This window comes from Lentzea aerocolonigenes, from assembly GCF_000974445.1.
In the GTDB taxonomy this organism is placed as follows: Bacteria; Actinomycetota; Actinomycetes; order Mycobacteriales; family Pseudonocardiaceae; genus Lentzea; species Lentzea aerocolonigenes.
Map to the genome: position 1 here is coordinate 12,234 of NZ_BBOJ01000023.1, position 20,335 is coordinate 32,568.

The window sequence follows — 20,335 nt, forward strand, 5'->3', positions numbered from 1 at the left end:
CTGGAATGGCGCTTGTCCCGCTCAACGGCATCGAGCTGAACGTCCAGACCGAGGGAGCCGGTGACCTCGTGGTGCTGATCATGGGCACCGGCAGTCCCGGCCGCGTCTGGCGCGCCTACCAGGTGCCCGCGCTGGTGAAGGCCGGCTACCGCGTCGCGTACTTCGACAACCGGGGCATCCGGCCGTCGTCGGAGTGCGCGGACGGCTTCACGGTCGACGACATGGTCGCCGACACCGCGGCGCTGATCGAGCACCTGGGCGGCCCGGCGCACGTGGTCGGCACCTCGCTCGGCGGCCGCATCGCCCAGGAGCTCGCGCTGGCCCACCCGGCGCTCGTTCGCTCGGTGGTGATGATGGCGACCACGGGCCGTCCCGAACCGGCGCAGCGGGCGTGGTCGCAGGCGTTGTGCGACCTGTACGACAAGGGCACCGAGGTGCCGGTGGCGTTCTACGCGGCGGCGTCGCTGATCCGCAACCTGTCGCCGGCGACGCTCGCGAACCCGGCCGCGACCCGCGACTGGTTGCAGCTGTACGAGTTCGCGGGGTCGTCGCTCAGCGGCGGTGAGCGCGCCCAGCTCGCGTTGCACGACTACGAACCGCGGCTGGACGCGTACCGGAAGATCTCGACGCCGGCGCTGGTGGTCGGGTTCGCCGACGACGTCGTCCTGCCACCCCGCCTGTCACGCGAGGTGGCGGACGCGATTCCGGGTGCCCGCTACGTCGAGGTCGACGGGTGCGGGCACATCGGGTACCTGGAGCGGCCGGAGGAGATCAACCGGCTGCTCGTCGAGTTCATCGGTCGAGGCTGAACTCGTCCGTCGTCCCGCCCGCCAGCAGCACGTCGAGGTGGCCGCTCACCACGTACGTGCCGTGCGGTGTGCGGGCCGCGGTGGTCGGCGCAGTCGGCCACGAACTCTCGGATTTCACCTGCCACGTGCGAGGGTCGAGCACGGTGACCGCGTTCTTCCCCGGCGCACCGAGGTTGTTGGTGACCACCACGAGACCCTCGCGGGTGAGCGTCAGGCCGTCCGCGCCCACGAGCTTCGGGGCGGGCAGTTGCTCGACGTGGCCGCGGGTGACCTTGAACAGGGTGCCGTTCGTGTAGTTGCCGGTGACGGCGAATCCCCTGGGGTCCCAGACGATTCCGTTGTTGCCGATGGCCGCTGCGAGCCGCGGGTCCGAAGCGAACGCCGAGACCTCGCCCGAGGGCGACACCTGCCAGATCGTGTCGCCCGCCGGGCCGGTGACGTAGGCGTTGCCGGACGGGTCGACCGCCACGTCGTTGGCGCCGCCCGGCACGTCCACGAACCGCAGGGCGCGGCCGGTGCGCAGGTCGAAGATCCCCAGCCCGGACTGGCCGGGTACCGACTTCTCGCCGAAGCCGATGTCCCCGTAGGCGACGAGCAGCCTGCCGCGGTCCACCTGGATGCCGAACGTCGACACCATGCGCGTGCCCGTGACCAACGGCCGGACGCGGCCGTTCGTGCCGACGAGCGACACCGTGCCGTGGCGCACTGAGCTGACGAGGAACTGTCCTCGGGTCGGATCCCACTGCACGCCTTCGGGGTGCAGCGACGGCGACGAGGCCTCGATGTGCCTCGGTGTGGCCGACGCCGTGCCCGTCAACAGCAACAACGCCGCCATGACGGCTAGCGCGATGCGCATTGCTTCCCTCCAGTAAGAGCACTGATTGCTATCAGAGTCCTGATATCTATCAGTAGTCTTACCACACTTCTACGATGGGTGGATGCGCAGCGGTGATCGGATCGGCGGAGACATCAAGCGCGCCGAGATGGAGCTGATCGCCGCGAAGTCGGCGGCGGTGAAGCCGGCGGGCCTGACCGCACCGCAGTACTCGGCGCTGCTCGCACTGAGCGAGCACCCCGGCGCGCCCGCGGCGGAGCTGGCGCGGTTGTGCCTGGTCACGCCGCAGACGATGACGACGATCCTGCAGAACCTGGTCGCGCTCGGGCTGGTCGAGCGGACGCCGCACCAGTGGCAGCGCAACGTCCTGGAGAACCGGCTGACCGAGGCGGGCCACGCGAAGTTCCGCGAGGCGGACCAGGACGCGGTCGCGGTGGAGCAGAAGCTCGCGGACGCGTTCACCGACGAGGAACGTGCGCAGCTGCGCACGCTGCTGCAACGGTGTTCAGAGGTCTTAAAAAGTTCTTACCGGACGAGCGGGTAGCGGCCGGATGGCGCAGTCTGAGTGACGCCAATCACTCAGGGAGGTCCCGTCATGACAGACCTAGGAAGCCTGCGCGCCGCCTTCTCCGGAACCCTGCTCACGGCGGACGACCCCGCGTACGAGGACGCGCGAGCCGTTTTCAACAGCGCCGTCGAGACGAGACCGGCGGTCATCGCCCAGTGCGGCAGCACCGACGACGTCAAGGAAGCACTCGCTTTCGCCCGGCGTGCGGGGATGCCGGTGGCGGTGCGCAGCGGCGGGCACAGCGTGGCGGGCGCGAGCCTCGTGCAGGACGGACTGGTGCTGGACATGCGCGGGATGAACGCCGTCTCGATCTCGCCCGACGGCCGCAGCGCCGTGGTGGGCGGCGGAGCCACGTGGGGCACGTTCGACCGCGTCGCGCAACGCGCCGGTGCCGCCACGACCGGCGGCAGGGTCTCGACCACGGGTGTCGGCGGGCTGACCCTCGGCGGCGGGTCCGGCTGGCTCGAGCGCAAACACGGACTGGCGTGCGACAACCTGCTCGCCGTCGACCTGGTGCTCGCCGACGGCAGGACGGTGACCGCGAGCGAGACCGAGCACCCCGACCTGTTCTGGGCGTTGCACGGCGGCGGTGGCAACTTCGGCGTGGCCACGTCGTTCACGTTCCGGCTGCACCCGCTGCCGGAGTTCTCCTTCGCGCTCATGCTGTGGCCGGCCGAGGAGGGCGAGGCCGCGACCCGTGCCTGGCGCGACTTCGCGGACACCGCCCCGGAGGAGATCGGCGGCGCCGCGCTGTTCATCACCGGGCCGCCGGAGGACTTCGTGCCGCCCGAGCTCGTCGGCAAGCCGTGCTGCGGCGTTCTCGTGACCTCGATGGGCACCGCCGCCGAGCTCGAAACCCTCATCGCCCCGCTGGCGGCGCTGGAGCCGCGCGCGCTGGTGCTGACCGACATCCCCTACGCCGACCTGCAGTCCATGTTGGACGATCCGCCCGGCTTCCGGAACTACTGGTCCGCCGAGTACCTGCGGTCGTTGCCCGACGAGGCGGTGCACGCGTTCTGCGCCGCCGCCGAACGGATGATCACCCCGTCGCCCTCCCAGCACATCATGCTGCCGTGGGGTGGCGCGGTCGCCCGCAACGCCGCCGACTGGCCGATGGCCAACCGCGACACGCCCTGGGTCGCACATCCGCTGGGACTGTGGGAGAACCCCGCGGACGACCAGCGGGCGCGGGACTGGGCACACCACCTGCGCGACGTGCTGGCGCCGTGGACCACGGGCGCGGTCTACCTCAACTTCATCGGCGACGAGGGCACGGACCGCGTCGTCGCCGGCTACGGCAGGCAGAACTACGACCGGCTCGCCGGGATCAAGGCCGAGTACGACCCCGGCAACACGTTCAACCGGTGGCACAACATCACGCCGGCCAAGGTCAGCAGCTGACGCTCAGCGGTGGGCGGCCTGACCGGTGGGCCTGATCAGGATCTCGTTGACGTCCACGGTGGACGGTTGCGAGACGGCGTAGAGCACCGCCCTCCCGACGTCCTCGGGCGCCAGCTTGGGATCGGCGGCCCTGGACGCGGGAACGGCGTCGGTGTCGACGAGTCCGGGCTGAACCACGGTGACCCGCACCCCGGTGCCCACCGCTTCGGCCCGGATCGCCTGCGCCAGCCCGGTGATCGCCCACTTGGTCGCCGAGTAGAGGTTGCCCGGCCGCACCCCGCGGCCGGCGGCGGACCCGGTCAGCACCAGGTGGCCGCCGGACCGCAGCAACGCGGGCATGGCCGCGCGGGCGGTGAACGCGGGCCCGCACACGTTGGTGACGACCATGTCCGTCCACTCCGCCGGCTTCGCGCCCGCCTCGGACACGAACGACGTGTCGAGGGAAACGCCCGCGTTCGCGAAGACAACGTCGATGCGCCCCCACCGCGATTCCACTCGGGACATCAACTCCTGCACGGAGTCCCACGAGGAAACGTCACACTTCGCGTCCCACCCGCGGTCTCCGACAGATTCTTCTGCCGAACGCGAGGCCCTGACCACGCGGTAGCCCGCGTCGGCCGCCAGCGAGGCGGTGGCCGCCCCGATGCCGCGGGACGCGCCGGTCACGACGAAGACCTGTTCCATGATCCAACCCTAGTCAGGGAAGTGTCAGTGCCGCCTGTTTTGATACCGCGCATGACTTTGAACCGCAGGTCCGTGTTCGGACTGGGTACCGTCGCGGCCGCGACGGCCGTGCTCGGCTCCAACGGTGCAGCACACGCACAGGAAGACGCGGAGGTCGAGATCGAACGCTCACCGACCACCGCGGACCGCTCGCGCAAGCGGGTGGCGCAGATCTACCGGCGGCAGACCCGCAAGGCGAAGGGCACGTGGTCGTCGCTGATCACCATCGCCGACCTCGACGGGACGACGAAGGCCGCCGTCGACGAGAACGCGGACAAGGTCGTCGAGGCCTACAGCGTGAACAAGATCGCCGTCGCGGTCGCCGTGCTGGACAAGGTGGACCGCGGCCTGATCAAGCTCGACCAGACGGTCACGGTGTCGGCCGCCATCGTCATCCAGGACACCGACGGCATCTTCGCGCTCGACGGCGCGTACCCGAGCGAGGTCACCGTCGGCCACGCGCTGGCGAACCTGCTCACCGTCTCGGACAACACCGCGGTCCGCCTGTGCGGCCTGGTCGTGCCGGCGCTGGAGCTCAACGAGATCCTGCGGTCCAAGGGCTTCGTGCACACCCAGGTCGTCCCGGTCGCGAACCCGAACCGGTTCTTCCTCGGCACCACCACCGCGCGCGAGACGCACACGCTGCTGCAGAAGCTGGTCGACGGCCAGCTGCTGTCCGCCGCGTCCACCGCGTACCTGCTGAACATCCTGCGCGCGACGGCGAGCTTCACCGACGGCGTCCGGCTGAACCTGACGACCAACGAGCGGCTGCGCGTCGCCACGAAGGCCGGCTGGTTCGACGACGGCCGCAACGAGGCCGGGATCATGTTCAGCGAGGACAACCGCGCGATCCTGGTGTACTCGATGTTCGCGTCCGGCGCGTTCGCCGGCGACAAGGCCACGAACGACGCCGACTTCAGCACCACGCACCCGGCCGTCGGGGCCCGCGCGGAGCTCGGCCGGTCCATGTTCGACGCCGTCATCAAGATCACGACCACGAAGCCGAAGCACCGTGCAAAGGTTTACAGGTCCGTCAACGGCGGCTGATTTCTGAGATTTATCTGAAATCTGGACCAAAGAGCACTGGTTTTCGGATATACAGGCACCAACGCCGGGGTCGGTCGTCGCCGCCGTCGACGACCGGCTTCCCCGCGTTCTCTACAGCGCCGGTTCCACAATGGCGTGGTACCTGCGTGAAACCTCCTCGATCACCTCGTCGAAGTCCGCCGCCCAGATGTCGGCGTTGAAGATCTCCACTTCGACGTCTTTCGAATATCCCGTCGCGGCGACCTGCCTGGTCAACCGGTCGAGGTCGATGTCGCCCTCTCCCGGATAACCGCGGCCCAGCAACACGTCCGCCGGCACCGGCGTGAGCCAGTCGCACACCTGGTACGACGCGATGCGCGGTCCCGCGCGCACGATCTGCGCGTCGAGGTCGGGGTCCCACCACACGTGCAGCGCGTCGACGACGACACCGACCGACTCGTGCCGCTCCGCGATGTCCAGCGCCTGCGACAACGTCGAGAGCACGCCCCGATCGGCACAGAACACGGGGTGCATGGGTTCCAGCGCCAGGGTCACGCCCGCTTCCGCCGCGTGCACCGACAGTTCGGCGATGGCGTCCGCAACGCGCTGACGTGCGCCGATGAGGTCCTTGTCGCCCGCCACTCCCCCGACGACCACGACGAGGGTGTCGGTGCGCAGCGCGGCGGCCTCGTCGATGGCGCGGCGGTTGTCGTCGAGCGCGGCACGGTTGTCGACGGCCGTGACGAACCCTCCGCGGCACAGCGACGACACGCGCAGACCGGCGTCCGCGACGAGTTTCGCCGTGCGGTCGAGACCGTGGTCCGCGACCGGTTCACGCCACAGCCCGATGGACTCGATGCCGTGCCGGACACAGCCCTCCACTGCCTCGACGACCGTTGCCCGTTTGATCGTGGCCTGGTTCAACGAGAGGCGAGCCATTGCCGCCACCGCCGTTCCGCGAACTCCGGTTCGATCACGCCGGCGATCTCCGCCAGTCGTTTCGCCTCGGCCAGGTGCTCGACGCTGCGAGCGGATTCCAGACCGTCGAGCAACGCGAACCGTTCCTGATGTCCCGCGAGCCACGCCAGGAACACCACACCGGTCTTGTAGTAATAGGTCGGCGCGCTGAACAGGTGCCGCGACAACGGAACCGTCGGCGCCATGATCCGGTGGAACTCCGCGGTGTCGCCCTCGGCGAGTTTCCCCAGGGCAATCGCTGCCACCGGCGCGATCGGGTCGAAGATCCCGAGCAAAGCGTGGCTGTAACCCTCGTCGTCGCCCGCGATCAGGTCCGGGTAGTTGAAGTCGTCGCCGGTGTAGCACTTCACGCCGGTGGGCAACGCGCGCCGCAGCCCGATCTCGTGGTCCGCGTCGAGCAGCGAGACCTTCACGCCGTCGACCTTGTCCGGCCGCGACGCGATGATCTCCAGGAAGTTCCGCGTGGCCTGCGGGATCTCCGCGGCACCCCAGTAGCCCTCCAGCGCCGGGTCGAACGCGGTGCCGAGCCAGTGCAGGATCACCGGTTCGCTGACGCGGTCGAGCAGGGTGCCGTAGACCTTCTCGTAGTCCTCCGGCCCGCGCGCCGCGGCCGCGAGCTGACGTGAGCACATCAGCACGGGCTGTGCGCCCGCCTCCTGCGCGACGTCGAGCTGCTCCAGGTACGCCTGCAGCACGTCGTCCAGGCCGGCCTCACCCGTGAGGTGGTCGGTGGCGACGCCCGCGCAGATCCGCCCGGTCTTCTCGGCGGCGCTGCGGCGGATCAGCTCGGCCGCGGCCGGCCAGTCCAGGCCCATGCCGCGCTGCGCGGTGTCCATCGCCTCCGCGACACCGAGGCCGTGCGACCACAGGTGGTGCCGGAACGCCAAAGTCGCGTCCCAGTCCACCGTGCGTTCGTCCTTCGCCACGACGTGTGCCGCCGCGAACACGATGCGACTAGACATCGGCGATCTCCACCCGGCGACCCTCCGAAGAGGACTGCAGACCCGCGGCGGCCAGCGCGACGCCCCGTGCGCCCGCGCGGAAGTCGTGCGGGAACGGCGCGCCCTGGTAGACGTGCCGCAGGAACTCCGCCCACTGCACCTTGAAGCCGTTGTCGAAGTCCTCGTTGTCTGGCACCTGCTGCCACTGGTCGCGGAACGGGTGCGTGACCGGGAGGTCCGGGTTCCAGACGGGCTTCGGCGTGACGGCGCGCGGCTGCACGAAGCACTCCCGCAGCCCCGCGACCGCGCTGCCCTCGGTGCCGTCCACTTGGAACTCGACGAGCTCGTCGCGGCGCACCCGCACGCACCAGGACGAGTTGATCTGGGCGATGACGCCGTTCTCGATCTCGAAGATCCCGTACGCGGCGTCGTCCGCGGTGGCCTCGTACGCGTTGTCCTGCTCGTCCCAGCGCGTGGGGATGTGCGTGACGGCCTTCGCCGTGACCGCCTCGACGCGGCCGAAGAGGTCGTGGAGCAGGTAGCTCCAGTGGCAGAACATGTCCGAGACGATGCCGCCGCCGTCCTGCGCCCGGTAGTTCCAGCTCGGGCGCTGCGCGGGCTGCCAGTCGCCCTCGAAGACCCAGTAGCCGAACTCGCCGCGCACGCTCAGGATCCGGCCGAAGAAGCCGCCGTCGATCAGCCGCTTGAGCTTGCGGATGCCCGGCAGGTAGAGCTTGTCCGCGACCACGCCGTGCCGCAGGCCCTTCTCGTCGGCCACGCGCGCGAGCTGCAACGCCTGCTCGACGGTCTCGCTGACCGGCTTCTCCGTGTAGACGTGCTTGCCTGCCTCCAGCGCCTTGGTGATCGACTCGACGTGCTTCGAGGTGACCTGCGAGTCGAAGTAGATCTCCACCGAGGGGTCCGCCAGCGCCGCGTCGAGGTCCGTGGTCCAGCGCGCGAGGTCGTGCCGTTCCGCGATCTCCTTGAGCTTGTCCGCGTTGCGCCCGACGAGCACCGGTTCCACCTTCAGCACGGTCCCGTCCCGCAGCCGCACGCCCTCGTCGCGCAACGGCAGCAGGGAGCGGACCAGGTGCTGGCGGTATCCCATCCGCCCCGTGACGCCGTTGACCGCCACTCCGATGGTCCGAACCGCCATCACACCTCCCTGGTAGCAGCGCTGGAAAGCGCTTTCCCGCCACGCTAATCGCGGTACTTGACGGCCGTCAACCTCCGCGCGAGTTAGTCTCAGCGCTCACATGCACGTTGACGGAGGTGGTCGTGTCCGCCCGACAGGTGACACTTGCCGAGGTGGCCAAGCAGGCAGGTGTGTCGCTGGCGACCGCCTCGCGCGTGCTCAACGGCAGCACGCGGCAGGTGAGCGAGGAGCTGAGCGAGCGCGTCCTGCGCACCGCCGAGGAGCTCGGCTACGTGCCGAACGCCTCCGCGCAGGCGCTGGCCCGCAACTCCAGCTCGCTCGTCGGACTGGTCGTCCACGACATCACCGACCCGTACTTCTCGTGCATCGCCGCGGGCGTGACGCGGGTGGCCGAGGAGGCCGGGCTCGTCGTCGTGCTGGGCACGACCGGCCGCAGGCCTGAGCGCGAGGTGGAGCTGCTCTCCACTCTCCGTGCGCATCGGGCCCGTGCGGTCGTGCTGGCCGGTTCACGGACCACGGACCGTGCGGCACAGTCGCGGCTGGCAGCGGAGATCGACGCGTTCACCGAGCAGGGCGGACGTGTCGCGTGCGTGTCGCAGGCGAAGCTCGGCACCGACACGGTCGTTCCCGGCAACCGCGCGGGAGGCCGGGCGCTGGCGCGGGAGCTCGCCGCGCTCGGGCACAAGAAGTTCGCCGTGCTGGGTGGTCCCGCCGACCTGGTCGTGGCACGGGACCGGCTCGCAGGGTTCAAGGCCGGGCTCGCCGACGCCGGCGTCGCGCCGCCACTGGTGATCAACGGCGCGTTCACGCGGGACGGCGGGTACGAGGCCGCGCTGGAGCTGCTGGCGTCGAAATCGCGCGCCACCTGCGTGTTCGCCGTGACCGACGTGATGGCGATGGGCGCGATGGCCGCGCTGCGCGAACGCGGCGTACGGGTGCCGGAGGACATGTCGATCGCCGGGTTCGACGACATCCCGACCCTGCGCGACACGGTTCCGGCGCTGTCGACCGTGCGGCTGCCGCTGGAGGAGATGGGCGAGATCGCCGCAGGTCTGGTGCTGGACGCGGGTGGTGACGAGGCCCGCACCGTCCGCGTGGCGGGCGAGGTGGTGCTGAGGGCGTCGACCGGTCACAATTAATCTGGCCAACAATTAGCACCGTCTGGCTGTTCACGTACTTAGTCATGAGGAGTTGAGCCGTCCCCATGGGGTCTGGCCCAGGCTGGCATACCAATCCGGTCCCTAGCTGCCACGTTCTTCGGGGAGCGCGCAGGTGACCGGAATCCTTCTGAGCGTGCTCGGTCTGCTCGCCGTCGTGGCGCTGACGGCCGGCACCTTCATCGCGGTGGCGGCGGAGTTCTCGCTGACCGCGCTGGAACGCAGCACCGTCGAACGCCACGTCGCCGAGGTCGGTGACGCGAAGGCGCGGACCATCGACCGGGCGCACCGGACGTTGTCGTTCCAGCTCTCCGGCGCCCAGCTCGCCATCACGCTGACCACGCTGATCACCGGTTACATCGCGGAACCGGCGATCGCGTCGCTGATCGAGCCGGGGCTGACCGCGGCCGGCGTGCCGCACGCCTTCGCGGTCGGCCTGTCGCTGGCGCTGGCGCTGGCGATCGCCACGGCGTTGTCGATGGTGTTCGGCGAGCTCGTGCCCAAGAACCTGGCGATCGCGAAGCCGCTGGAGACCGCGCGGGGCGTGGTGAGCTTCCAGGCGGCGTTCTCCACGGTCTTCCGCTGGTTGATCAACTGGATGAACAACTCGGCGAACTGGCTGGTCCGGCGCTTCGGGGTCGAACCGGTCGAGGAGCTCGCGTCCGCGCGGTCGCCGGAAGAGCTCGGCGCGCTGGTCCGCACCTCGGCCGAGCACGGCACGCTGGACCAGGGCACCGCGGTGCTGCTGGACCGGTCGCTGCGCTTCGGCGACCGGACGGCGGGCGAGCTGATGACCCCGCGCGTGCGGGTGGAGGCGCTGCGGGCCGACGCGACCGTCGCGGACCTCGTGCTGAAGGCGCGGGAGACCGGGTTCTCGCGGTTCCCGGTGCACGACGGGTCGCTGGACGACGTGCGCGGGATGGTGCACGTGAAGCAGGCGTTCGCGGTGCCTTCCGCGTTGCGCGGGTCGACGCCGCTGTCGGCCGTGACGCGCCCGGTGCACTCGGTGCCGGAGACGCTGGAGGGCGACGCGCTGCTGGACCGGCTGCGGGCCTCCGGGTTGCAGGCGGCGCTGGTCGTCGACGAGTACGGCGGCACGGCGGGGCTCGTGACGCTGGAGGACGTCGTCGAGGAGATCGTCGGCGACGTGCGCGACGAGCACGACCGCGGTGAGACGCCGCCGGTGCGGTCGCTGGGCAAGGACAGCTGGCTCGTGTCGGGTCTCCTGCGCGACGACGAGGTGGCCGAGGCGACCGGGTTCCACATGCCCGAGGGCGACTACGAGACGTTGGCGGGGCTGGTGCTGGCACGGCTGGGGCGGATTCCCGACGTCGGTGACGAGATCCGGGTCGACGGGTGGCGGGTGACCGTCATGCGGATGGACCGGCACCGCGTGGCCGAGCTGCGGGTGGTGGCGTCGTCGTGAACTTCCTCGTCGTCGTGTTGTTGCTGGCGGGCAACGCCTTCTTCGTCGGTGCCGAGTTCGCGGTGATCACCGCGCGCCGGGACCGGCTGGAGGCGTTGGCGGACAAGGGTTCCTCGCGGGCCCGGACCGCGATCAAGGCGTCGCAGCAGCTGCCGTTGCTGATCGCGGGCGCACAGCTGGGCATCACGTTGTGCTCGTTGGGGCTGGGTGCGATCGCCGAACCCGCGCTGGCTTCTGTGCTGGAGGGGCCCCTCGGCGCCGTTGGGCTGCCGTTGGCCGTGGTGCACGGTGTGGCGTTCGCGGTGGCGTTGGTCATCGTCGTCGCGTTGCACACGATCCTCGGCGAGATGGTGCCGAAGAACCTCGCCATCGCCGGTCCGGAACGGGCCGCGGTGTGGCTGGTGCCGGTGCACTACGGGTTCTCGCGGATGATCTCGCCGGTGCTGGCGCTGTTCACCGCCGCGGGCCGGTGGATCCTGCGCCGGTTCGGGGTGGAGCCAGTGGAGGAGCTGGAGTCGGCCTACACCCCGGACGAGCTGGCGCTGCTGATCGGCCAGTCGCGTTCGGAGGGGCTGCTGGAGGACTCCGAGCACCGGCGGCTCAGGCAGACGTTGTCGTCCGCCGAACGCACGGTGGCGGACGTGCTCGTGCCGCTGGACCGGCTGACGACGGTGTCCGCGTCGCCGACCGTGGGCGAGATCGAGGCGGCCGTCGCGGCGACCGGGTTCTCGCGCTTCCCGGTGCTGTCCGACGCTGGCCTGGTCGGGTATCTGCACGTCAAGGACGTGCTGGACCTGGAGGGCGCGTCGACGCCGGTGCCGAGGGCGCGGGTGCGCGGGTTGCCGGAGGTGCCCGCGGACGCCCGGCTCGACGAGGCGCTGGCGGCGTTGCGCCGGGCCCAGTCGCACCTGGCGCGCGCGGTCTCGGCCGACGGTGCCGTGCTGGGCGTGGTGGCGTTGGAGGACCTGCTGGAGGAGTACGTGGGCACCGTGCGAGACGGCACCCACGTCCGCTGGGTGTAGCCGGTGTGTGTGCCTGAGGCCCTGTCGACGGTCGGAGCGCGGCGCTGACCGTCTCAGGAGGACAGTGAGGCCTTCACGGCGCGGGTGCGCTCGTCGGCGAGCACCTCTTCGTCACCGTTCTCGATCGCTTGCAGCACCTGGGAAACGACGTCCTCTGGCGAGATCTTGGGTCCAGTCTGGGCGGCCGCCATGTCCGTGTCGATGAAGCCGGCGTGCACGGCGATGACGTTGGTTCCCTGCTCCCGCAACGCTTCCCTGGTCGACTTGGTCAACGACCAGGCCGCCGCCTTGGACGCCGCGTAGCCGCGCCAGGCCGGTCGTCCGAGGAACGACAGGATGCTCAGCACGTTGACGAGCGTGCCGCCGCCGTTGGCCTTCAGCACGGGTGCGAACGCGTCCGTCGTGCGGACGATCCCGAAGAAGTTGACCTCGAACTCCGCCTTGATGCTGTCGACGCCCTCGCCGGGGATGAGCACACCGGCGTTGTTGACCACGATCGAGACGTCGCCGAGCTCCTTGGCCGCGGCCGCGACGGACGCGTCGTCGGTCACGTCCAGCTGGACCGGGATGACGCCCTCGTCCACCACGGACGCCGGGTTGCGCGCACCGGCGTAGACCTTCGCGCCGCGCCTCGCGAACTCCAGCGCGAACGCCCGTCCGAGCCCGCGGTTGGCTCCCGTCACCAGCACCGCCGCACCGTTGAAGCTCATCGCTACCTCCTAGGTTGGATTTCCCAACCCACGTTAGCGAGGTAAGTTGGATTTGCCAACTCACTGCTAGGATTGGTCACATGGCACCTCGAACCTGCTCCGTGGCGAACGCGCTGGAGGTCGTGGGCGAGCGCTGGTCGCTGCTGGCGTTGCGCGAGGTCTTCTTCGGCAACACGCGCTTCGACCAGATCGCGGCGAACACCGGCGCGTCCCGCGACGTCCTCGCCGCGCGGCTGAAGAAGCTGGTCGCGGCAGGCGTGCTGGAGAAGCACCAGTACTCCGACCACCCGCCGCGGCACGAGTACCACCTGACGGACGCGGGCCGTGCGCTGCACCACGTGCTGTTGATGCTCAAGGAGTGGGGCGACGCCTACGTGACGGAGGGGCCCCTCCCGCTCGTATACGAGCACTCGTGCGGACACGTGCTGGAGCCACGCGTGGTGTGCGCCGCGTGCGGCGAGGAGGCGACGATCGAGTCGCTGAGCCGCGCACCTCAACCCACCCACTAGGTTGTGCACCATGAGTGAGGACGACGAGGACGAGTTCGCCGAGGACGACGACTTCGAGGACGAGGAAGACCCGGACGACCTCTTCGCCGTCACGCCCGAGCCGCGCACGGTCTGCCACCTGTGCGGGGGCGCGAGCTACATCGCGGCGCCGACGCTCGCGATCATCAGCGGTGCGGCGCGGACCGTCGACAACGGGCGGGAGTGCCCGCACTGCAACGGCGCGCGGACGTTCACCGGGCTGGTGCCGCCGCTCTAGCGCCTGTGGTCAGGCGGGCGGCCACCCCGTGGCACGAGCCTTGCGGTGCCACTCGACGAAGTCCTCGACGCTCAGGCGCGCCACCTCGTCGGCGATGACGTCCAGGGGCAGGTCGGCGGCCCGCTTGAAGCGCACGCAGGCCTTGCCCATGTCGAGCTTCTTGCCGGTCGCCGCCCACCTGGCGCGGAACGACTCCTCGCCGTCACCCATCACCGTCATCAGGTAGACGGCGCAGTAGTTCTTCTGGGCGGCCAGAGCCGCGTACATGAGCGGCTTCTTGTTGTAGGTGGGGCCGCTCACCTCCAGCGGCACCGAGTAGGTGATCAGTCCCCAGTCCATGACCTCCGCGTAGCCGTCGGGGAGGTTGGCGAGGATGACGTCGCGCACAGCCTCCACCTCCGCACGCCGCTCATCAGGCAGTTCGGCGAGGTACTCCGCGACCGTGGAAGCGTTGCTCTTCACCATGCGCGTACGGTAATCGCCCGTGGAGGTCCTGACCCGAGCCGAATGGCACCAATTGCGCGAAGATCACGTTGCGCGCATGCGCCGGTTCACCGGGCCGCACCAGGAGCGGAAGCTTCGCAAGGAGAAGCACCCGGTCATGGACTTCCTCTTCACGTACTACAGCCATCGGCCCGTGCGGCTCGAACGGTGGCACCCAGGACCAGGGATCGTTCTGGAGGATGCGGCGGAGTACCTGGAGTTTCCGCACTACAAGGCCACCCCCGACGGTGTGACGCTCGACGTCGAGAGCTTCCTGGAGCAGCGGGCGAAGACGCTCGAGTTCGTCCAGGCGCTGCTCACGGCCACGCTCAGCAGGCCGGCGCGGCTCGGGTGCTTCGGGCTGCACGAGTGGGCGATGGTCTACCGGCAGCAGCCCGACGAGGTCCGGCACAACGCCTGGCCGTTGCGCCTGGGCAGCGACGGGACCGACGCCGTGGTCGAGTCGAGCAGGATCCAGTGCGGGCACTTCGACGCCTTCCGGTTCTTCACGCAGCCCGCACGTCCGCGCAACACCCTCCAGCCCACGCGGGAGGACCAGGTGGCGAACGAGCAGCCGGGGTGCTTGCACGCGAACATGGACCTGTTCAAATGGGCGTACAAGCTGGAGCCCGCGACTCCGTCCGACCTGGTCGCCGACTGCTTCGAGCTGGCGGCGGACGTGCGGGAGCTGGACATGCGGGCCTCCCCCTACGACCTGGCGAAACTCGGCTACGGGCCGGTGCCGATCGAGACCCCGGAGGGCCGTTCGGAGTACGTGCGGCGGCAGGCGGCGTTCGCTGAGCGGGCACAACCGTTGCGAGAACGGCTCGTGTTCGTATGCCAGTCGATACTTACAGTGACTTCACTTCGCTGACCGAGTTCACCTGTTAGCGTGACTGGCGGTCGTCGGGGGCCGCTGAGTAGTTGTGAGGGATCGATGTCTCGACACCGCGCCCTGCGGGCGAAGGTGAAGCGTGGGATCGCCAAGTGGCCCGTGCTGATCGTCGTGTTCGTCGTGCTGATCGGCCTCGGCTGGCTCGCCCTGTCGTGGGCAGGTGGGGTGCTCGAGAGGCGTTCCCAGGCACTGGCGCAGAACTGCAGCGAGGGTGACTCGGTGCTGCGCGTCGCCGCGACGCCGAGCATCGCCGGCGCCGTTGCGGATGTGGCGCGCGCGTACAGCGCGACACGGCCCGTTGTGTACGACCACTGCATCGCGATCGAAGTGACGTCTCTGGACTCCTCCGCGGTGCTGGACGGCCTGACGACGACCTGGGACGAGTCGAAGCTCGGCAAGCGACCCCACGCGTGGCTCCCCGACTCGACGCTGTGGGCGAACCGGCTCACCGCGCTCAACGCCAAGCTGGTCGGCGCGGCACCCAAGTCCGTCGGCACCTCGCCGGTGCTGCTCGCGGCTCCCGAGGCCGCCGCGCCGGTGCTGAAGGACTTCCGCTGGTCGGACATGCCCGAGGTCACGGACTGGAGCAAGCTGGGCCAGTCCTGGGGCCGGTTCAGCGTCGCGATGCCCGACCCCGCCGCGAACACCGCCTCCGCGCTGGCGATCCAGGCGGCGCTCGCCGACGGCAAGGGCCCGGTCACGGCGGAGTCGCTCGGGTCGGAGGCGTCGAAGGCGAAGCTGACGAAGCTGGCGGCGACGGTGCCACCGGAGGTTCCGGCCACGACGCGCGACGCGTTGGGACGCCTCGGCGACACCGCGACGGTCAACGCGGCCGGGTTCTCCGTGACGCCGGTGTCCGAAGTGGACCTGTTCAAGCACAACACCGGCAAGGACGCGCCGTCCAAGCCGCTCGTGGGCGTGCTGCCGGCGGGCCCCGCCCCGATGGCGGACTTCCCGTACGTCGCACTGGGCGGCGCCGAGGTCGGTGAGGCGGAACAGCGTGCGGCGCAGGCGTTCCGCGAGTTCATGACCCAACCGGCGCAGCAGGCCATCCTCGCGCGCGGCGGGTTGCGCGTCGAGTCCACTCAGGACCGCCCGTCGCCCTCGCCGGGCGTGTCCTGGTCCGCCGTGACGGAGACCCTCGTGGCCGCGGACGCGACGACCGCGCAGCAGATCTCCTCGGCCTGGGCGTCGGCGGACCGCGGCGGTCAGGTCGTCACGGTGCTGACGGACGTCTCGACGTCGATGAAACCCAGGCTGGACAAGGTGAAGGCGGCCCTGCGCGGCCAGGTGGACAGATCGGTGTCGGGGTCGTTCGGGCTGTGGGAGTTCGCCCGCGACCTCGACGGGTCCAAGCCGTACAAGCAACTCGTCGCGACCGGACCGGTCGCGGACAAGCGCGAGGCGTTGCGCAAGTCCATCGACGGGCTCAAGACCACTGAGGGCTCACAGCTCTACAGCGCGCTGGCGGCGTGCTACGAGGCGGCGCACGACGGTTTCGTGGCCGGGCGGGTCAACCGGGTCGTGGTGATCACCGACGGCGCCCCGGACGGCGGGATCGATCTGGCCGCGCTGAAGTCGCAGCTGCACGGGACGGATCTCGCGATCAGCTTCATCGCCATCGGCAACGACGTGGACAAGGGCGCGCTGACCGACATCGCGGAGACCACGGGCGGCAGCGTGTCCGTCGTGGAGAACGCGGACGGGCTCGACGCCGCGCTGGGCCAGGTCCTGTCGACGAAGGCCTGACCCGGCGGATCCCTCTCAGGCGGCGTTGAAGCGGTCGGGGTCCGGGCCGGTGCGGGTGCCGTTGTCCAGCTCCGCGATGACCGTCATGTCGTCCTGCGCCAGCTCGAAGTCGAAGATGTCGATGTTCTCCTTGATCCGGTACGGCGTGACGGACTTCGGGATCACCACGTTGCCGAGCTGGACGTGCCAGCGCAGCACGATCTGGGCCGGGGTCTTGCCGTACTTCTCGGCGAGGCTCGTGATGTCGGGCTTGTTCAGCAACGCGCCCTGGGCCAGCGGTGACCACGCCTCGGTGACGATGCGGTGGGTGACGTGGACCTTGCGCATCTCCTCCTGCTGCAGCAACGGGTGCAGCTCGATCTGGTTCACCGCCGGGGTGGTCGGGAACTCGTCGAAGAGGCGCTGCAGGTGTCGCGTGTGGAAGTTCGAGACGCCGATCGCGCGGACCCGTCCGTCGGCGTAGAGCTGTTCGAACGCGCGCCAGGTCTCGGTGTAGAGCTCGCGTTCTGGGGTCGGCCAGTGGATGAGGTACAGGTCGAGCACGTCGCGGCGCAGGCGGCGCATGCTCGCGTCGAACGCGCGCAGCGTCGCGTCGTAGCCCTGGTCGGAGTTCCACAGCTTGGTCGTGATGAACAGGTCGGGGACGCCGGCGATCGCGTCGCCGACACCGGACTCGTTGCGGTAGGCGGCCGCCGTGTCGATGCTGCGGTAGCCGGCTTCGATCGCGGTCGTGACCGCACCGGCCACCTGGTCCTCCGGCACCTGGAAGACGCCGAAGCCGAGTTGAGGGATCCGTACTCCGTTGTTCAACGAGATCAGCGGAACCATGCGCGTAGCTTCGCACCGTTGTAGAGGTCTTGCATCGCCTTGACGGTCTCGACGAGTTCGTGTCTCACCTCATCAGGTGCCAGCACCTCCACGTCCGCGCCGAATTTGAGCAGGTCAGCGATGGCGTGCCGGGTCGACTCGGTCGGGAAACCGAACTCCTCGCCGGGCTCGGGTGCCGCGTCTCGAATGACGCGCGCCTGGTGACCGCTGAGCAGGTACTGGGTCTTGTCGAGCCCCGCGCGCGTCATGCGGACCGTGATGCGCTCGCCGTACATGCGGGCCTCGAACTGCTCCGACCACTCGGCCCAGAACGCGGCGAGGTCGAAGTCCGCCGGTCGTTCGAAGGTGTCCGGAAGCGCGTCGAGCGACAGCACGCGGGACACGCGGTAGGTGCGGCCGCTGCCGACGAAGTACCAGGTGCCGGCCTTGAGCACGAGGCCGTACGGGTCGACCTCGCGTTCGACGGTCTGGTTGCCCCACCGCTGGTACGTCATGCGCACCCGGCGCTGCTCCCACACGGCGTCGGCGATCGTGGCGAGGTGCTCGGCGGGCTCGTCGCCGCGGAACCACGTCGGGGTGTCGAGGTGGAACCGCCGACGGATCTGCTCGGCCCGCGTCCGCAGCTCGGTCGGCAGTGCGGCGAGGAGCTTGAGCTGGGCGGCGGCGGCGAACTCCTTGAGCCCCAGCTCCTCCGCGGGGCCGGGGAGGCCCGCGAGGAACAGCGACTGCGCCTCGCCGGTGGTGAGGCCGGTCAGGCGGGTGCGGTAGCCGTCGACGAGCTGGTAGCCGCCGGTGGGGCCGCGGTCGGCGTAGACGGGGATGCCGGCGGCGCCGAGGGACTCGATGTCGCGGTAGATCGTGCGGGGCGAGACCTCGAGCTCGGACGCCAGCTCGTCGGCCGTCATCCGGCCCCTCGCCTGGAGGAGCAGGAGCACCTGCATGAGACGACTCGACTTCATTCGTTAAACCTGACATGAACTGTCAGGAACTTCCAGCAGAGTGGTCCGCATGAAGGCAACCGGAACCATCGAGATGAAGAGCTGGGACGAGAACACCTGGGACGGCCGTCCCTACAAGGAGGTCGAGGGACGCAAGCTGACCGAGGCGCACGTCCAGTTCGCCTACACCGGCGACGTGACCGGCATCGGGAACTGCCGCTACCTCATGTCCTACGGGGACACCGTGTGCTGGACGACCGCGATCGAGGAGATCACGACCGACGACGGCACGCTGGTGCTGCGGCACGTCGGCGCGTACCGCGACGGCGTCGAGGGCGTGATCGAGATCCTGGACGGCACCGGCGCCTACGCGGGCGCGCGAGGTGCGGCGACGGTCGACTGGGCGGAGGATGGCAGCGCCACCTACACCCTGGAGTACGAGGTCTGACGATGACCAACGCCCCGCTCTACGACGCGGCCAAGCACCGGATCACCGAGCTGGTCCGGGGCAGCGACCCGCAGACGCCCGTGGCGGCGACGCCCGGCTGGTCGGTCAAGGACGTGGTAGCGCACCTGGCCGGGGGCCTGCGCGACTTCGTGGACCGCCGGTTCGACGGGGTCGAGTCGGGAGAGTGGGGCGAACGGCAGGTCCGCGACCGGCGCGACAACTCCCTGGACGACGCGTTCGCCGAGTGGGACGCGAACCGCTCGCTGGCCGAGCCGTTGTTCGACTCCCCCGTGGGGTCCGTGCTGATCTCGGAGGTCGTGCAGCACGAGCACGACCTCCGTGCCGCGCTCGGAGCTCCCGGCGACCGGGACGGCGTCGCCGTGCGGTCCGCGTTGACGAAACCGTTGCAGCAGCTCGACCAGCGGATGCGGGAGAACGACGTGCCGGCGTTGCGGATCACGCTGGAACACGGGGACCGCGTGCTCGGGCACGGCGAGCCCGCCGGGACGTTGCGGACCACGTCGTTCGAGCTGATGCGGGCGATCGGCGGTCGGCGGTCCGCGGACCAGATCAAGGCGCTCGACTGGGACGGGGATCCGGACGTGTGGATCTCCTCGCTGGCTTTGTTCGGACGGCACCGGCCGGAGCCGTTCGAGGAGTAACTTCCTGCGGCGTGAACGACTGGCTGACGGACACCCGCGATTCCTACGACACGGTGGCGGTCGACTACGCCGACCAGACTCGCGAACTGCTGGACGGGCTGCCGCACCTGCGGGCGGCGCTGCGGTTGTTCGCGGAGGAGGTGCGCGGGCCTGTCGCGGACGTCGGCTGTGGACCCGGCACCATCACCGCACGTCTGCACGAGCTCGGGGTGGACGCGTTCGGGATCGACCTCTCCCCCGCGATGATCGAACTCGCGCGGGAGGCCCATCCCGGCCTGCGGTTCGAGGTGGGGTCGATGACCGAGCCGCTCAACGTCTCCGTGGGAGGGATCATCGCGTGGTGGTCGTTGATCCACGTGCCGGACGAGCTCGTGCCGACGGTGCTGGGGCACTTCCGGGAGGCGTTGCGCCCGAACGGGTTGCTGCAGCTCGGCTTCCACGTCGGCGACCGGACGAACCTGAAGACGCGGGGCTACGGCGGGCACCCGATGCGCGTCCACGTCCACCTGCGACCGCCGGAGCGCGTGGCGCAGTGGCTGCGGGAAGCCGGCTTCACCGTGGAGGCGCAGTGGTTGCTCGGCGAGGACGGGGCCGTCCTCTTCGCACGGCGCGGGTGAGACCATCCGGCGGTGTCACAGGACCAGATCTGCCAGCGGTGCGGTGAAGCCGTCGAGCTGGCCGCCGAGGACTTCGAGCTGTTCGAGCGGATGCACCCGGACTGCTTCCACTACGCGTTCGAGCACGACCTGAACAAGCCGGGCCTCGCCGAGACCGAGGACTGCGGCGACCCCGCCTGCCCCGCCGCGCTCTGAAAA

General features: G+C 69.9%; 24 protein-coding genes. 15 read left to right on the forward strand and 9 right to left on the reverse strand.

All coding sequences use genetic code 11. From position 1 onward, the window contains the following. The first annotated feature begins 5 nt into the window (after positions 1-5). Positions 6-809: an alpha/beta fold hydrolase gene (locus AOM45_RS37985; RefSeq protein WP_030468986.1), complete on the forward strand. Its 804-nt coding sequence runs from the start codon at positions 6-8 to the stop codon at positions 807-809. Here AOM45_RS37985 and AOM45_RS37990 read toward each other — a convergent pair. Further along, positions 793-1,665, reverse strand: coding sequence for a hypothetical protein (locus AOM45_RS37990; protein WP_051783866.1), 873 nt, complete (start codon positions 1,663-1,665; stop codon positions 793-795). The genes AOM45_RS37985 and AOM45_RS37990 overlap by 17 nt on opposite strands. A gap of 82 nt (positions 1,666-1,747) precedes the next feature. On the opposite strand from AOM45_RS37990, the gene AOM45_RS37995 reads away from it, so the two are divergent. Together AOM45_RS37995 and AOM45_RS38000 are read left to right on the forward strand one after the other, a co-directional pair. After that, entirely contained in the window at positions 1,748-2,188 is a 441-nt protein-coding gene (locus AOM45_RS37995) for a MarR family winged helix-turn-helix transcriptional regulator (RefSeq protein WP_030468984.1), read from the forward strand. A 51-nt stretch (positions 2,189-2,239) separates the two neighbouring features. After that, a complete protein-coding gene (locus tag AOM45_RS38000) occupies positions 2,240-3,613 on the forward strand; it encodes an FAD-binding oxidoreductase (protein WP_030468983.1) in 1,374 nt (457 codons plus the stop codon). A gap of 3 nt (positions 3,614-3,616) precedes the next feature. On the opposite strand, the gene AOM45_RS38005 is transcribed toward AOM45_RS38000, so the two are convergent. Next, on the reverse strand, positions 3,617-4,300 hold the full coding sequence (locus AOM45_RS38005) for an SDR family oxidoreductase (RefSeq protein ID WP_030468982.1): 684 nt from the start codon (positions 4,298-4,300) through the stop codon (positions 3,617-3,619). 48 nt (positions 4,301-4,348) lie between these two features. Here AOM45_RS38005 and AOM45_RS38010 point away from each other — a divergent pair, with 48 nt between their 5' ends. Next, complete coding sequence (locus AOM45_RS38010; protein ID WP_030468981.1) at positions 4,349-5,383, forward strand: serine hydrolase; 1,035 nt, start codon at positions 4,349-4,351, stop codon at positions 5,381-5,383. Between the two features lie 111 nt (positions 5,384-5,494). Here AOM45_RS38010 and AOM45_RS38015 read toward each other — a convergent pair whose 3' ends face one another. From AOM45_RS38015 to AOM45_RS38025, 3 genes are read right to left on the reverse strand one after another with little or no spacing between them, the layout of a single operon-like run. Further along, positions 5,495-6,301: a sugar phosphate isomerase/epimerase family protein gene (locus tag AOM45_RS38015; protein ID WP_030468980.1), complete on the reverse strand. Its 807-nt coding sequence runs from the start codon at positions 6,299-6,301 to the stop codon at positions 5,495-5,497. Beyond that, positions 6,283-7,302 carry a dihydrodipicolinate synthase family protein gene (locus tag AOM45_RS38020; RefSeq protein ID WP_081902255.1) on the reverse strand — a complete coding sequence of 340 codons (1,020 nt, stop codon included), beginning with the start codon at positions 7,300-7,302 and terminating at the stop codon, positions 6,283-6,285. The genes AOM45_RS38015 and AOM45_RS38020 overlap by 19 nt, the downstream gene beginning before the upstream one ends. Then, a complete protein-coding gene (locus tag AOM45_RS38025) occupies positions 7,295-8,437 on the reverse strand; it encodes a Gfo/Idh/MocA family protein (protein ID WP_030468978.1) in 1,143 nt (380 codons plus the stop codon). The genes AOM45_RS38020 and AOM45_RS38025 overlap by 8 nt, the downstream gene beginning before the upstream one ends. Positions 8,438-8,559: 122 nt before the next feature. Here AOM45_RS38025 and AOM45_RS38030 point away from each other — a divergent pair, with 122 nt between their 5' ends. From AOM45_RS38030 to AOM45_RS38040, 3 genes are all read left to right on the forward strand, one after another. Then, the gene (locus AOM45_RS38030) at positions 8,560-9,576 is read left to right on the forward strand and encodes a LacI family DNA-binding transcriptional regulator (protein ID WP_030468977.1); all 1,017 of its coding nucleotides are present in this window, start codon (positions 8,560-8,562) and stop codon (positions 9,574-9,576) included. A gap of 133 nt (positions 9,577-9,709) precedes the next feature. Next, positions 9,710-11,020 (forward strand): hemolysin family protein, encoded by a 1,311-nt coding sequence (locus AOM45_RS38035; RefSeq protein ID WP_030468976.1) that lies wholly within the window; start codon positions 9,710-9,712, stop codon positions 11,018-11,020. Further along, complete coding sequence (locus AOM45_RS38040) at positions 11,017-12,042, forward strand: hemolysin family protein (protein ID WP_030468975.1); 1,026 nt, start codon at positions 11,017-11,019, stop codon at positions 12,040-12,042. The genes AOM45_RS38035 and AOM45_RS38040 overlap by 4 nt, the downstream gene beginning before the upstream one ends. 53 nt (positions 12,043-12,095) lie before the next feature. On the opposite strand, the gene AOM45_RS38045 is transcribed toward AOM45_RS38040, so the two are convergent. After that, positions 12,096-12,752 carry an SDR family oxidoreductase gene (locus AOM45_RS38045; protein WP_030468974.1) on the reverse strand — a complete coding sequence of 219 codons (657 nt, stop codon included), beginning with the start codon at positions 12,750-12,752 and terminating at the stop codon, positions 12,096-12,098. Positions 12,753-12,832: 80 nt separating this feature from the next. Between AOM45_RS38045 and AOM45_RS38050 the strand changes: the two genes are divergently transcribed. Together AOM45_RS38050 and AOM45_RS38055 are read left to right on the forward strand one after the other, a co-directional pair. Continuing rightward, positions 12,833-13,261 (forward strand): winged helix-turn-helix transcriptional regulator, encoded by a 429-nt coding sequence (locus tag AOM45_RS38050; protein WP_156093940.1) that lies wholly within the window; start codon positions 12,833-12,835, stop codon positions 13,259-13,261. Between the two features lie 10 nt (positions 13,262-13,271). Next, entirely contained in the window at positions 13,272-13,517 is a 246-nt protein-coding gene (locus AOM45_RS38055; RefSeq protein WP_030468972.1) for a hypothetical protein, read from the forward strand. A 9-nt stretch (positions 13,518-13,526) separates the two neighbouring features. Here AOM45_RS38055 and AOM45_RS38060 read toward each other — a convergent pair whose 3' ends face one another. After that, entirely contained in the window at positions 13,527-13,982 is a 456-nt protein-coding gene (locus tag AOM45_RS38060; RefSeq protein WP_051783865.1) for a DUF1801 domain-containing protein, read from the reverse strand. A gap of 76 nt (positions 13,983-14,058) precedes the next feature. Here AOM45_RS38060 and AOM45_RS38065 point away from each other — a divergent pair, with 76 nt between their 5' ends. Beyond that, positions 14,059-14,874 (forward strand): 3-methyladenine DNA glycosylase, encoded by an 816-nt coding sequence (locus AOM45_RS38065; RefSeq protein WP_236703976.1) that lies wholly within the window; start codon positions 14,059-14,061, stop codon positions 14,872-14,874. Between the two features lie 63 nt (positions 14,875-14,937). Continuing rightward, a complete protein-coding gene (locus tag AOM45_RS38070) occupies positions 14,938-16,644 on the forward strand; it encodes a substrate-binding domain-containing protein (protein WP_030468969.1) in 1,707 nt (568 codons plus the stop codon). Positions 16,645-16,659: 15 nt separating this feature from the next. Here AOM45_RS38070 and AOM45_RS38075 read toward each other — a convergent pair whose 3' ends face one another. Both AOM45_RS38075 and AOM45_RS38080 read right to left on the reverse strand, forming a co-directional pair. Then, on the reverse strand, positions 16,660-17,472 hold the full coding sequence (locus AOM45_RS38075; RefSeq protein WP_030468968.1) for an aldo/keto reductase: 813 nt from the start codon (positions 17,470-17,472) through the stop codon (positions 16,660-16,662). Next, entirely contained in the window at positions 17,460-18,431 is a 972-nt protein-coding gene (locus AOM45_RS38080; protein WP_030468967.1) for a helix-turn-helix transcriptional regulator, read from the reverse strand. Before AOM45_RS38080 ends, AOM45_RS38075 begins: the two co-directional genes overlap by 13 nt. A gap of 49 nt (positions 18,432-18,480) precedes the next feature. On the opposite strand from AOM45_RS38080, the gene AOM45_RS38085 reads away from it, so the two are divergent. Genes AOM45_RS38085 through AOM45_RS38100 form a run of 4 tightly spaced genes read left to right on the forward strand, consistent with a single transcriptional unit; the run spans position 18,481 to position 20,332 of the window. Further along, a complete protein-coding gene (locus tag AOM45_RS38085) occupies positions 18,481-18,858 on the forward strand; it encodes a DUF3224 domain-containing protein (RefSeq protein WP_059362916.1) in 378 nt (125 codons plus the stop codon). 2 nt (positions 18,859-18,860) lie between these two features. Next, positions 18,861-19,520 (forward strand): maleylpyruvate isomerase family mycothiol-dependent enzyme, encoded by a 660-nt coding sequence (locus AOM45_RS38090; RefSeq protein WP_030468965.1) that lies wholly within the window; start codon positions 18,861-18,863, stop codon positions 19,518-19,520. 11 nt (positions 19,521-19,531) lie between these two features. Then, positions 19,532-20,137 (forward strand): class I SAM-dependent methyltransferase, encoded by a 606-nt coding sequence (locus tag AOM45_RS38095; RefSeq protein ID WP_030468964.1) that lies wholly within the window; start codon positions 19,532-19,534, stop codon positions 20,135-20,137. Positions 20,138-20,149: 12 nt separating this feature from the next. Continuing rightward, positions 20,150-20,332 carry a hypothetical protein gene (locus tag AOM45_RS38100; protein ID WP_030468963.1) on the forward strand — a complete coding sequence of 61 codons (183 nt, stop codon included), beginning with the start codon at positions 20,150-20,152 and terminating at the stop codon, positions 20,330-20,332. Positions 20,333-20,335: the final 3 nt, after the last annotated feature.